Raw genomic sequence first — 12,279 nt, 5'->3', positions numbered from 1 at the left:
GCGCCCCAGCCGTCGCCACGCTATGGTTTCATTTGTCACCATCTTCATGATAGGCTTTGCGCATGGCACAGGATACCCATGTTCTCGCCGCCCCGCCCGAAGGGGCAGGGGCCGACTGGACCATTCCGCAGGGGTGGGAGCATTACACGGTCGAGGAACATGCGACCTGGGATACGCTGTTCGCGCGCCAATCCAAGCTGCTGCCGGGCCGCGCGTCGGAGGCGTATTTGCGCGGCCTCGATGTGCTCAAGCTGTCGCGGCCGGGTATTCCCGATTTCGAGGAACTGTCCGAGCGGCTGATGAAGCTGACCGGGTGGCAGGTGGTGGCGGTGCCGGGGCTGGTGCCCGACGATGTGTTCTTCGACCACATGGCCAATCGCCGCTTCGTCGCGGGCAATTTCATCCGGCGGCCCGACCAGCTGGATTATCTGGAAGAGCCGGACGTCTTTCACGACGTGTTCGGCCATGTGCCGATGCTGGCCGATCCGGTCTTCGCCGATTACCTCGCCGCCTATGGGCGCGGCGGGCAGCGGGCGCTGGGCATGGACGCGCTGAAATATCTGGGGCGGCTTTACTGGTACACGGTCGAGTTCGGGCTGGTGCGCGAGGGTGGCGACCTGCGCATCTATGGCGCAGGCATCGTGTCGAGCTATTCGGAAAGCCGCTTCGCACTGGAGGACCCGAGCCCCAACCGGATCGGCTTCGACCTGAAGCGGGTGATGCGGACGGAATACCGGATCGACGATTTCCAGCAGAATTATTTCGTGATCCCCAGTTACGAGGAATTGCTGCGCACCACGCTGGAGACGGACTTCGCGCCGCTATATCAGGAGATCAAGGCGTTGCCGGATATCCCGGTGGCGGAGATCGAGGCGGGGGACGATGTGGTGACGCGGGGGACGCAGGAATATGCCAAGGCGAAGGCTGGATAGGAGGTCGCTCTGGGCCTCCGAACCGGAACCTTATCGCCCACCCCCGGTTCGCAAGCGTCATGCACAATCTTCCCAACAACGCGGTGAACTACCCGCTGCTCGCCCGCCCGCATATCCAGCTCTACGGCACCGTGGACGAGGTGATGTATGCCGGTTTCAAGGACCAGCTGGCCGCCGCACCGGCCGACGGTCCGCTGGTCGTGTCGATCACCACGCTGGGCGGCGACCCGGAAATGGCGCGCGCCATGGGCGACTCGATCCGCCTGCTGCGCGACTATACCGGGCGCGAGACACTATTCCTGGGCAAGGTCGCGGTCTATTCGGCGGGCGCGACGTTCATGTCGGCCTTCCCGGTCGAGAGTCGATTCCTGACGCGCGGCACCCGGTTGATGCTGCACGAGCGTCAGATGTCGGGATCGATCGACCTGAGCGGTCCGCTCACCACCCTGCCCGCGATCCTGAAGGCCAAGCTGCACGAAATCGAACAGTCGGTCCTGATCCAGGAGGAGGGGTTCCGCGCGATCGTCAACGGATCGCAGGTTTCGTTCGAGACCCTGCGCGAAAAGGCGGTCAGCAATTGGTATATCGATGCCGAGGAGGCGCGCGATCTGGGCCTCATCCTTGATGTGATCTGAGCACGCGCCTAAATCGCTTCAAGACATTTGCGACATCCGGTCCTGTCATGTATCGGCTCTGGTAATCCTTTGCCGGTCCCGGGGCCGGCCCATCCAGCGGGTTATTGACCATGGCCGAATTTGCCCTGCCGAAGAACAGCGTTATCAAGAAGGGCGAAGCGCATCAGGCGACCACGCAAGGCCGCCTGAAAAAGTTCAAGGTCTATCGCTACGATCCTGATTCGGGCCAGAACCCGCGTTACGACACGTTCGAGATCGATCTGGACGAGTGCGGTCCGATGGTGCTCGACGCGCTGATCAAGATGAAGGCGGAGCAGGACAGCTCGCTGACCTTCCGCCGTTCGTGCCGCGAGGGTATTTGCGGATCGTGTGCGATGAACATCGACGGTCGCAACGGCCTGGCCTGCACCACCGCGATCGAGGATGTGAAGGGCACAGTCCAGATCACGCCCCTGCCGCATATGGATGTGGTCAAGGATCTGGTCCCCGACTTCACACACTTCTACGCGCAATATGCCTCGATCAAGCCGTGGCTGCAGACCGTGTCGCCCGCCCCCTCGGGCAAGGAGCGGCTCCAGTCGCCCGACGACCGCGCGAAGCTCGACGGGCTGTACGAGTGCATCCTGTGCGCCTGTTGCTCGACGTCTTGCCCCAGCTATTGGTGGAACAGCGACAAGTTCCTGGGCCCCGCGATCCTGCTCCAGGCCTATCGCTGGCTGGCCGACAGCCGCGACGAGATGACCGGCGAGCGTCTGGACGAGCTGGAGGATCCGTTCCGCCTGTATCGTTGCCACACGATCATGAACTGCGCGAATGTCTGCCCCAAGGGTCTGAATCCGGCCAAGGCGATCGCCGAGATCAAGAAGATGGAAGCCGAGCGGGTCATCTGATTCGGTTGCTTTCGATGGAAACAGAAAGGGGGTCGGAAACGGCCCCCTTTTTTGTTTCTGCTCGGTTTGCCAAGCCACCCTCACCCTTCCGGCGCTATGCGCCTCCCTCCCTCTCCCATCGGGAGAGGGAAGGGGCCCGCCCGCTGCAAGCGGGTGGGAAGGGTGAGGGTAGGGGTTGACGCCAGACGGGCCAGGGCAGACATCGCCTGCAACATGCCTGATATCCTGAACGCCTATCGCCGCCTGGTCGCCGCCGAAGAGCTCCGCCCCGATCCCGAACAGGCCGCCGCCGCCGCCCGACTCGAGGCACTGGCAAACGAACTCGAAACCCCGCGCAAGACCGGCTTCCTCGCCCGCCTGACCGGCAAGGGCGCGCCTGCTCCCAAAGGCGTCTATCTTTGGGGAGACGTGGGTCGCGGCAAGTCGATGCTGATGGACCTGTTCTTTACCCAAGTCGCGGTTCAGGCCAAGCGCAGGGTCCATTTCGCCGAGTTCATGCTGGAGGTCCACGCCCGCATCGCCACCGAGCGCGCCAAGCAGGCGGGCGACCCGATCGCCCCGGTCGCCGCCGCGCTGGCCGAGGAGGTGCGACTCTTGGCGTTCGACGAGATGATGGTGACGAACAGCCCCGACGCGATGATCCTGTCGCGGCTGTTCACCGCGCTGATCGAGGCGGGGGTGACGATCGTCACCACCTCTAACCGGCCGCCCAAGGACCTGTACAAGAACGGGCTCAACCGCGAGCATTTCCTGCCCTTCATCGCGCTCATCGAGGCGCGGCTGGACGTTTTGGCGCTCAACGGGCCGACCGACTATCGGCGCGACCGGCTGGGGCGGCTGGACACATGGCTGGTGCCCAACGGGTCGAAGGCGACGATGACGTTGTCGGCGGCGTTCTTCCGCCTGACCGACTATCCGGTCGAGGATGCGGCGCACGTCCCCTCGGAGGATCTGAAGGTCGGTGGCCGCGTGCTGCACGTCCCCAAGGCCCTGAAGGGCGTCGCGGTCTTCTCGTTCAAGCGGCTGTGCGGCGAGGCGCGCGGGGCGGCGGATTATCTGGCCGTCGCGCGGCGCTTCCATACCGTTATCCTGGTCGGCATCCCCAAGCTGGGGCCGGAGAATCGCAACGAGGCGGCGCGCTTCGTCCAGCTGATCGACGCGCTCTACGAACACAAGGTCAAGCTGCTCGCCGCAGCCGACGCCCAGCCCGCCGAACTCTATGAAACCGGGGACGGCCGGTTCGAGTTCGAACGCACGATCAGCCGCCTGGAAGAGATGCGGTCCGAGGACTATCTGGCGCAGGGGCATGGCTCGGACGAGGCTTGATCGTGCCTTAATGCACTTGCGAACCATTATCGTTTAAATTCTTAAACTCTGTGGAATAACGGTTGCCCCGACGCCGCAATGGGCGTAGGCCGCGTGACCAATCACGTACGTCCACTACGGAGTAGGATTGGAATGGCTCGCAAGAAGATCGCGCTGATTGGCGCCGGTAACATCGGCGGCACGCTGGCGCACCTCGCCGCGCTCAAGGGGCTGGGCGATATCGTCCTGTTCGACGTCGTCGAGGGTGTGCCCCAGGGCAAGGCGCTCGACCTGTCGCAGTGCGGCCCGGTCGAAGGCTTCGACGCGAACATCAAGGGTTCCAACGACTACGCCGATATCGCGGGCGCCGATGTGATCATCGTCACCGCCGGTGTCGCGCGCAAGCCCGGCATGAGCCGCGACGACCTGCTCGGCATCAACCTGAAGGTGATGAAGGCTGTCGGCGAGGGCATCGCCGCCAACGCGCCCGACGCCTTCGTGATCTGCATCACCAACCCGCTCGACGCGATGGTCTGGGCGCTGCGCGAATTCTCGGGTCTGCCCGCGAACAAGGTCGTCGGCATGGCCGGCGTGCTCGACTCGGCCCGCTTCTCGCACTTCCTAGCCGAGGAATTCGGCGTGTCGGTGAAGGACGTGAACACCTTCGTGCTCGGCGGCCACGGCGACACCATGGTCCCGGTCCTGGAATATTCGACCGTCAGCGGCATACCGGTCAGCGATCTGATCGAGATGGGCTTCTCGACCAAGGAAAAGGTCGACGAGATCATCAAGCGCACCCGTGGCGGCGGCGGCGAGATCGTCGCGCTGCTGAAGACCGGTTCGGCCTATTACGCCCCCGCCACCAGCGGCATCGCGATGGCCGAAGCCTATCTGTACGACCAGAAGCGCATCCTGCCTGCCGCCGCGCACCTGTCGGGTGAGTATGGCATCGACAACCTGTACGTGGGCGTCCCCGTCGTGATCGGCGCGAACGGCGTCGAGAAGGTGGTCGAGGTCAAGCTGTCGGACGAGGCGAAGGCAAACCTTCAGGTTTCGGTCGACGCGGTCAAGGAACTGCTCGTCGCCTGCAAGGGCATCGACGAGTCGCTGGCGTAATCCATTCCATTGTGCCCCGGCGAAGGCCGGGGCCCAGTTGGGAAGGCGTTTGAGATGGAGCGACCGGGCTATGTCTATATCATGGCCAGCGATCGCAACGGCACGCTCTATCTCGGTGTGACCAGCAATCTCGCCCGGCGCGTGCTACAGCATCGCGAAGGGGTGGTCGCCGGGTTCACGCGAAAACATCGCTGTCATCGCCTCGTATGGTTCGAGGCGCATGAGGGCATCGAATCAGCACGGCAGCGCGAGCTGCGGATGAAAGAATGGAAGCGGGCCTGGAAGCTGCGGGAAATCGAAGGGCTCAATCCCGAATGGGATGATCTTTACGACCGGATCGCACTGCCATGATCGTTTCCCCAACTGGGCCCCGGCCTTCGCCGGGGAACAAGAGGAAGAGAAGTTAGATGAGCATCCTCGTCAACAAGAACACCAAGGTCATCACCCAGGGCATGACGGGTGAAACCGGCACGTTCCACACCCAGCAGGCGCTGGCCTATGGCACGCAGATGGTCGGCGGCGTGACGCCGGGCAAGGGCGGCACCGAGCATATCGGCCTGCCGGTCTTCAACACCGTCGCCGAAGCCAAGTCGAAGACGGGCGCCGACGCGTCGGTCATCTATGTGCCGCCGCCCTTCGCGGCCGACTCGATCCTGGAAGCGATCGACGCCGAGATCCCGCTGATCGTCGCGATCACGGAAGGCATTCCGGTCCTCGACATGGTCAAGGTGAAGCGCGCCCTGTCGGGTTCGAAGTCGCGCCTGATCGGTCCGAACTGCCCGGGCGTCCTGACGCCGGGTGAGTGCAAGATCGGCATCATGCCGGGTTCGATCTTCAAGAAGGGCTCGGTCGGCGTCGTGTCGCGCTCGGGCACGCTGACCTATGAGGCGGTGTTCCAGACCTCGAACGCCGGCCTGGGCCAGACGACCGCGGTCGGCATCGGCGGCGATCCCGTCAACGGCACCAACTTCATCGACGTGCTGGAGCTGTTCCTGGCCGATGACGAGACCCAGTCGATCATCATGATCGGCGAGATCGGCGGCTCGGCGGAAGAAGAAGCCGCGCAGTTCCTGCGTGACGAGGCCAAGCGTGGTCGCTCGAAGCCGATGGCCGGCTTCATCGCGGGCCGCACCGCGCCTCCGGGCCGTCGCATGGGCCATGCCGGTGCGATCGTGTCGGGCGGCCAGGGTGGCGCCGAGGACAAGATCGCGGCGATGGAAGCGGCCGGGATCAAGGTCGCGGCTTCGCCGTCGGAGCTTGGCTCGACGCTGTTGTCGGTGCTGAACAAGTAAGGCGTATCGCGTCACCCCGGCACAACCGCCGGGGTCCGTGGCGGCAGGCGGGCCGCTCGCGGCTGCGGACCCCAGGCGGATGTGCCGGGGTGGCGATAGTTGATAAGACGGGCGGTCGAGGAAGCGTCTCATGGGCTACGAAGGCCAGGAATTCAGCGAAATCGCGGCGGGCGTCAGCCCCGCTTTCATCGAAACGCTCTACGCCAAGTATCAGGCCGATCAGTCGTCGGTCGATGCGGGCTGGCGGACCTTTTTCGACGGTCTGGAGCAGGGCGTCGGAGCCCCCAGCTGGCAGAACAAGCGCTGGCCGCTGACCTCGACCGACGACCTGACGGCGGGCCTCGACCCCACCCAGATGGAACCGGCCCCCAAGCCTGCCAAGGGCGGTAAGCCCGCCGCTGCCGCTTCGGCCGCACCTGCGCCCTCGACCGCCGACATCGTCAAGGCGGCGGGCGACGCGATCCGCGCGCAGATGCTGATCCGCACCTACCGGGTGCGCGGCCATCTCGCGGCGAACCTCGATCCGCTGGGCCTGTCGGGCCTGCGTGAGCTTCCGGAAGACCTGAAGACCGAATATCACGGCTTCACCGACGCTGATCTCGACCGCAAGGTCTATCTGGGCGGCACGATGGGCTTCGAATGGGCGACCGTTCGCGAGCTGGTCGACACGCTGCGCAAGAATTACTGCGGCAATATCGGCCTCGAGTACATGCACATCGCGGACGTGGAGGAGCGCCGCTTCCTCAAGGACCGGATGGAAGGCCAGGACAAGGCGATCGACTTCACCGTCGATGGCAAGAAGGCGATCCTGAACAAGGTCATCGAGGCCGAGCAGTGGGAAAAATTCCTCGGCAAGAAATATGTCGGCACCAAGCGCTTCGGCCTGGACGGTGGCGAGTCGATGATCCCCGCGCTCGAATCGGTCATCAAGTACGGTGGCCAGATGGGCGTGCGCGAGATCGTGTTCGGCATGGCGCATCGCGGCCGTCTGAACGTGCTGGCAAACGTGATGGCCAAGCCGCTGCGCGTGATCTTCCACGAATTCGCCGGTGGCTCGGCCAACCCCGATGATATCGGTGGTTCGGGCGACGTGAAATATCACCTCGGAACGTCGACCGACCGCGAGTTCGACGGCCATAAGGTCCATATGTCGCTGGTTGCCAACCCCTCGCACCTCGAGGCGGTGAACCCGGTCGTGCTGGGCAAGACCCGCGCGATCCAGACGATCGCGGGCGACCTGGAGGATCACTCGGCCTCGGTGCCGGTGCTGATCCATGGCGACGCGGCCTTTGCCGGCCAGGGCATCGTCTGGGAGTGCCTCGGTTTCTCGGGCATCCGTGGCTACAACACCGGCGGCTGCGTCCACTTCATCATCAACAACCAGGTGGGCTTCACCACCTCGCCGCAGTTCGCGCGCTCCTCGCCCTATCCGTCGGATGTGGCCAAGGGCGTCCAGGCGCCGGTCTTCCACGTCAATGGCGACGATCCCGAGGCGGTGACCTTCGCCACCAAGATGGCGATCGAGTTCCGTCAGAAGTTCCACCGCGACATTGTGATCGACATGTGGTGCTATCGCCGCTTCGGCCACAATGAGGGCGACGAGCCGGGCTTCACCCAGCCGCTGATGTATAACAAGATCCGCTCGCACCCCGGTGTCAGCGAAATCTACTCGAAGCGGCTGGTGTCCGAAGGCGTGGTCGATCAGGCCTGGGTCGACGAGAACATCAAGCAGTACACCAACCGCTGCGAAGGCGAGTTTGAGGCGGGTGCGAGCTACAAGCCCAACAAGGCCGACTGGTTTGCCGGTCGCTGGTCAGGTCTGTCGGCACCCAAGGAAACCGATCAGGGTCGCCGCAACGTCGAAACCGGCCTCGACAAGAAGCTGTTCGACGCGATCGGCCGCACGCTGACCACGATCCCCGAGGGGTTGCAGGTCCACAAGACGCTGAACCGCGTGCTGGACGCCAAGCGCCAGATGTTCGCCACCGGCGCGAATTTCGACTGGGCGACCGGCGAGGCGCTGGCCTTCGGCTCGCTGCTGTCGGAAGGCTATGGCGTGCGCCTGTCGGGCCAGGATTCGGGTCGCGGCACCTTCTCGCAGCGTCACGCGGTCTGGGTCGACCAGACCGACGAGCACAAGTATGTGCCGCTGAAGACCGTCGAGCATGGCAGCTTCGAGGTGCTGGACAGCCCGCTGTCCGAGTACGGCGTGCTAGGCTTCGAATATGGCTATGCGCTCGCCGATCCGAAGACGCTGGTGCTGTGGGAGGCGCAGTTCGGCGACTTCGTCAACGGCGCGCAGATCATGATCGACCAGTTCATCACGTCGGGCGAGTCCAAGTGGCTGCGTGCCAACGGCCTCGTGATGCTGCTGCCGCATGGTTACGAAGGCCAGGGGCCGGAGCATAGCTCCGCGCGTCCCGAACGCTTCCTCCAGTCGTGCGCCAACGACAATATCCAGGTTGCGAACTGCACTACCCCGGCCAACTATTTCCACCTGTTGCGCCGCCAGATGCACCGCAATTTCCGCAAGCCCCTGATCGTCATGACGCCCAAGTCGCTGCTGCGTCACAAGCTGGCGGTGTCGAAGGCCGAGGAGTTCCAGGGCGACAGCCACTTCCGCCGTCTGCTGTCGGACACCAACGGTGCCGCCGACGAGGCCACGACGCGTCTGGTCCTGTGCACCGGCAAGGTCGCCTACGACCTGATCGAGGCACGCGATGCGGCGGGCGACACCACGACCCAGATCGTGCGCGTCGAGCAGCTCTATCCGTTCCCCAGCGACGCGCTGGCCAAGCGGATCGCGCGGATGCCGAACCTGCAGGACGTGGTCTGGGCGCAGGAAGAGCCGAAGAACAACGGTTACTGGTTCTTCGTCGAGCCGCTGATCGAGGAGTCGCTGGCCGAGGCCGGTGCGAGCGTGAAGCGTGCGCGTTATGCGGGTCGTGCGGCGGCGGCTTCCCCGGCCACCGGCCTGATGAAGCGCCACACCGCAGAGCAGGGTGCGCTGGTCGCCGATGCGCTGGGCCACAATGTCCGCGACGAAATCCGCCGGACGCGCGCCGAGGGCAGCAACACCACCGCCAAGCCGACCACGGCGGCCGCGGACTGAACGATTGACGAGCGCCCCGGTCCTTCGCGGGACCGGGGAGGGATGAAATCTGGCGCGGGCGTTTTGCCCGCCCGCGTAAGAACCCCGGTCGATGGACCGGGTGGAGGAAATGGAAATGGCGACTGAAGTTCTGGTGCCGGTGCTGGGCGAATCGATCTCCGAAGCGACGCTCGGTGAGTGGCTGAAGCAGCCGGGCGAGGCGGTGGCGGTCGACGAGCCGATCGCGAGCCTGGAGACCGACAAGGTCTCGGTCGAAGTGCCCTCGCCGGTGGCGGGTGTCATGGGCGAACATGCCGTGAAGGTCGGCGACACGGTGCAGGTCGGCGCGCTGCTGGCGACCGTCGATGCCGGTGGCTCGGCCCCGGCCAAGACCGAAGCGGCGGCGCCTGCCGCAACGGCCGCTCCGGCTGCTGCTGCTCCGGCTCCGGCCGCTGCGCCTGCCGCTGACGAGTCGAGCGACTCGCCCGCCGCACTCTCGCCGTCGGTCCGTCGTGCGGTGCTCGAGCATGGCCTCGACCCCGCAACGATCAAGGGCACCGGCAAGGACGGCCGCATCACCAAGGAAGATGTCGCCGCCGCCGCTGCCAGCAAGTCGAGCGCGCCTGCTCCCGCCGCCGCTGCTCCGGCCGCTGCGCCCGCCGGTTCGGCGCGCAAGGAAGAGCGCGTGAAGATGACGCGCCTACGTCAGACGATCGCCAAGCGCCTGAAGGAGGCGCAGAACACCGCCGCGATGCTGACGACGTTCAACGACGTCGACATGACCGCGGTGATCGAGGCGCGCGCCAAGTATAAGGACCTGTTCGAGAAGAAGCACGGCGTCCGCCTGGGCTTCATGGGCTTCTTCGTGAAGGCCGCGACGATGGCGCTGAAGGACATTCCTTCGGTCAACGCGTCGATCGAGGGCGATGAGATCGTCTATCACGACTATGCCGACATCTCGGTCGCCGTCTCGGCCCCGAACGGCCTGGTCGTGCCGGTCATCCGCGATGCGCAGGACCTGACGGTCGCGGGCATCGAAAAGACGATCGGCGACTTCGGCAAGCGCGCCAAGGACGGCACGCTGAAGATGGACGAGATGAAGGGCGGCACCTTCACCATCTCGAACGGCGGCGTGTTCGGCTCGCTGATGTCGACCCCGATCATCAACCCGCCCCAGTCGGCGGTGCTGGGCCTCCACCGGATCGAGGAGCGCCCGGTCGTCGTCGACGGCCAGATCGTCATCCGCCCGATGATGTACCTGGCGCTGTCCTATGACCACCGCATCATCGACGGTCGCGAGGCGGTGACCTTCCTCGTCGCGCTGAAGAACGCGATCCAGGATCCGACCCGCATCCTGATCGACCTCTGATCGCTTTGTGATCTATACGGGCCCTCGCAACCGCGAGGGTCCGTTCGTTCTATGTAAAGGCGGGTGCGCCCGCAGGCTGGACCCCAGGCCGGGGAACGGGAGAGACAAATGGCTGAGTATGACTATGACGTCCTGGTGATCGGTGCCGGCCCCGGCGGCTATGTCGCGGCGATCCGCGCGGCGCAGCTGGGCCTGAAGACCGCGTGCGCCGAGGCGCGCGAGACGCTGGGCGGCACCTGCCTCAACGTCGGCTGCATCCCGTCCAAGGCGCTGCTCCACGCATCGGAGATCTTCGAGGAAGCCAGCCACGGCGCGTTCGCGAAGTTCGGCATCGAGATCGAGTGCGCCAAGCTCAACCTCGACCAGATGCATGCCGAAAAGGCCAAGGCGGTCGGCGAGCTGACCGGCGGCATCGAGTATCTCTTCAAGAAGAACAAGGTCACCTGGCTGAAGGGCAAGGCCGCGTTCCAGGATGCGAGCACGGTCAAGGTCGGCGACCAGACCGTCACCGCGCGCGACATCGTGATCGCCACCGGCTCGGTCGTGACCCCGCTGCCGGGCGTCGAGATCGACCAGAAGGTCGTCGTCGACTCGACCGGCGCGCTGGCGCTGCCCAAGGTGCCGGAACATCTGGTCGTCATCGGCGGCGGCGTGATCGGGCTGGAACTGGGTTCGGTCTGGCGTCGTCTGGGTGCCAAGGTCACGGTCGTCGAGTATCTCGACCAGATCCTGCCCGGCTTCGATGGCGAGGTCCGCAAGGAATCGGCCAAGCTGTTCAAGAAGCAGGGCATGGAGCTGAAGACCTCGACCAAGGTAACCGGCGTCACCGTCGAGGGCGACCGCGCGACCGTGTCGGTCGAGCCGGCGGCTGGCGGTGCGGCGGAAACGCTGTCGGCCGACGCCGTGCTGGTCGCCATCGGCCGCAAGCCCAACATCGATGGGCTGAACCTGGAAGCCGCCGGCGTGAAGCTGAACGGTCGTGGCCAGGTCGAGATCGACCATGACTTCGCGACCAATGTCGACGGTGTCTGGGCGATCGGCGACGTGGCGCCGGGCCTGATGCTCGCCCACAAGGCCGAGGACGAAGGCGTCGCGGTGGCGGAGAACATCGCAGGGCAAACAGGCATCGTGAACCACGACGTCATCCCCAGCGTCGTCTACACCATGCCCGAAATCGCCGGTGTCGGCCTGTCGGAAGAAGCCGCCAAGGAAAAGGGCGAGGTCAAGGTCGGCAAGTTCCCCTTCGCGGCCAACAGCCGCGCCAAGACCAACCGCGACACCGATGGCTTCGTGAAGGTGATCGCCGACGCCAAGACCGACCGCGTGCTGGGCGTGTGGATCATCTCGAGCCTTGCGGGCACGATGATCGCCCAGGCCGCGCAGGCGATGGAATTCGGCGCGACGTCGGAAGACATAGCCTACACCTGCCACGCCCACCCCACCCACGCCGAGGCGTTGAAGGAAGCGGCGATGGCAGTGCAGGGCAAGCCGATCCACATCTGACCCGGCCTTGCCGAAGAACTGATGAGACGGGCGGGCATCTTGCGATGCTCGCCCGTATTTGTTTTTGGGCGGCAGGTGACGGGGTGCAGGGCGACGGGCTTGCTGGTCAGATTGCCGGCTAGAGGCTGTCGGCCGTCTTCACGGGA

Annotated in this window: 10 protein-coding genes; all 10 read left to right on the top strand. The window is 65.0% G+C overall.

Translation table 11 applies throughout. From position 1 onward, the window contains the following. Positions 1 to 62 precede the first annotated feature (62 nt). Complete coding sequence (gene phhA, locus U1703_RS10675) at positions 63 to 932, top strand: phenylalanine 4-monooxygenase (protein WP_332785664.1); 870 nt, start codon at positions 63 to 65, stop codon at positions 930 to 932. Between the two features lie 59 nt (positions 933 to 991). After that, on the top strand, positions 992 to 1,567 hold the full coding sequence (locus U1703_RS10670; protein WP_332785663.1) for an ATP-dependent Clp protease proteolytic subunit: 576 nt from the start codon (positions 992 to 994) through the stop codon (positions 1,565 to 1,567). A gap of 110 nt (positions 1,568 to 1,677) precedes the next feature. Then, the gene (locus tag U1703_RS10665) at positions 1,678 to 2,457 is read left to right on the top strand and encodes a succinate dehydrogenase iron-sulfur subunit (RefSeq protein ID WP_320451864.1); all 780 of its coding nucleotides are present in this window, start codon (positions 1,678 to 1,680) and stop codon (positions 2,455 to 2,457) included. 213 nt (positions 2,458 to 2,670) lie between these two features. Further along, positions 2,671 to 3,783 carry a cell division protein ZapE gene (gene zapE / locus U1703_RS10660; RefSeq protein ID WP_332785662.1) on the top strand — a complete coding sequence of 371 codons (1,113 nt, stop codon included), beginning with the start codon at positions 2,671 to 2,673 and terminating at the stop codon, positions 3,781 to 3,783. A 132-nt stretch (positions 3,784 to 3,915) separates the two neighbouring features. Then, positions 3,916 to 4,878: a malate dehydrogenase gene (gene mdh, locus U1703_RS10655; protein ID WP_076717375.1), complete on the top strand. Its 963-nt coding sequence runs from the start codon at positions 3,916 to 3,918 to the stop codon at positions 4,876 to 4,878. A 54-nt stretch (positions 4,879 to 4,932) separates the two neighbouring features. Further along, complete coding sequence (locus tag U1703_RS10650; protein WP_332785661.1) at positions 4,933 to 5,229, top strand: GIY-YIG nuclease family protein; 297 nt, start codon at positions 4,933 to 4,935, stop codon at positions 5,227 to 5,229. A gap of 56 nt (positions 5,230 to 5,285) precedes the next feature. After that, positions 5,286 to 6,170 carry a succinate--CoA ligase subunit alpha gene (gene sucD / locus U1703_RS10645; protein ID WP_042484035.1) on the top strand — a complete coding sequence of 295 codons (885 nt, stop codon included), beginning with the start codon at positions 5,286 to 5,288 and terminating at the stop codon, positions 6,168 to 6,170. A gap of 130 nt (positions 6,171 to 6,300) precedes the next feature. Next, the gene (locus U1703_RS10640; RefSeq protein WP_332785660.1) at positions 6,301 to 9,282 is read left to right on the top strand and encodes a 2-oxoglutarate dehydrogenase E1 component; all 2,982 of its coding nucleotides are present in this window, start codon (positions 6,301 to 6,303) and stop codon (positions 9,280 to 9,282) included. A 115-nt stretch (positions 9,283 to 9,397) separates the two neighbouring features. Beyond that, a complete protein-coding gene (gene odhB, locus U1703_RS10635; protein WP_332785659.1) occupies positions 9,398 to 10,630 on the top strand; it encodes a 2-oxoglutarate dehydrogenase complex dihydrolipoyllysine-residue succinyltransferase in 1,233 nt (410 codons plus the stop codon). 108 nt (positions 10,631 to 10,738) lie between these two features. Beyond that, positions 10,739 to 12,133, top strand: a complete 1,395-nt coding sequence (lpdA, locus tag U1703_RS10630; RefSeq protein WP_332785658.1) for a dihydrolipoyl dehydrogenase — start codon at positions 10,739 to 10,741, stop codon at positions 12,131 to 12,133. The last annotated feature ends 146 nt before the right edge of the window (positions 12,134 to 12,279 follow it).

The sequence above is a fragment of the Sphingomonas flavida genome, assembly GCF_036663655.1.
Classification (GTDB): domain Bacteria; phylum Pseudomonadota; class Alphaproteobacteria; order Sphingomonadales; family Sphingomonadaceae; genus Sphingomonas.
Note: the sequence above shows the minus strand (reverse complement) of the source record. Positions and strands in the feature narration are given on the sequence as shown.

Coding starts and splice junctions, on each gene's coding strand:
- U1703_RS10650 (WP_332785661.1), top strand. CDS start 4,933: ATGGAGCGACCGGGCTATGTCTATATCATGGCCAGCGATCGCAACGGC.
- zapE (WP_332785662.1), top strand. CDS start 2,671: ATGCCTGATATCCTGAACGCCTATCGCCGCCTGGTCGCCGCCGAAGAG.
- U1703_RS10670 (WP_332785663.1), top strand. CDS start 992: ATGCACAATCTTCCCAACAACGCGGTGAACTACCCGCTGCTCGCCCGC.
- U1703_RS10665 (WP_320451864.1), top strand. CDS start 1,678: ATGGCCGAATTTGCCCTGCCGAAGAACAGCGTTATCAAGAAGGGCGAA.
- sucD (WP_042484035.1), top strand. CDS start 5,286: ATGAGCATCCTCGTCAACAAGAACACCAAGGTCATCACCCAGGGCATG.
- mdh (WP_076717375.1), top strand. CDS start 3,916: ATGGCTCGCAAGAAGATCGCGCTGATTGGCGCCGGTAACATCGGCGGC.
- odhB (WP_332785659.1), top strand. CDS start 9,398: ATGGCGACTGAAGTTCTGGTGCCGGTGCTGGGCGAATCGATCTCCGAA.
- U1703_RS10640 (WP_332785660.1), top strand. CDS start 6,301: ATGGGCTACGAAGGCCAGGAATTCAGCGAAATCGCGGCGGGCGTCAGC.
- phhA (WP_332785664.1), top strand. CDS start 63: ATGGCACAGGATACCCATGTTCTCGCCGCCCCGCCCGAAGGGGCAGGG.
- lpdA (WP_332785658.1), top strand. CDS start 10,739: ATGGCTGAGTATGACTATGACGTCCTGGTGATCGGTGCCGGCCCCGGC.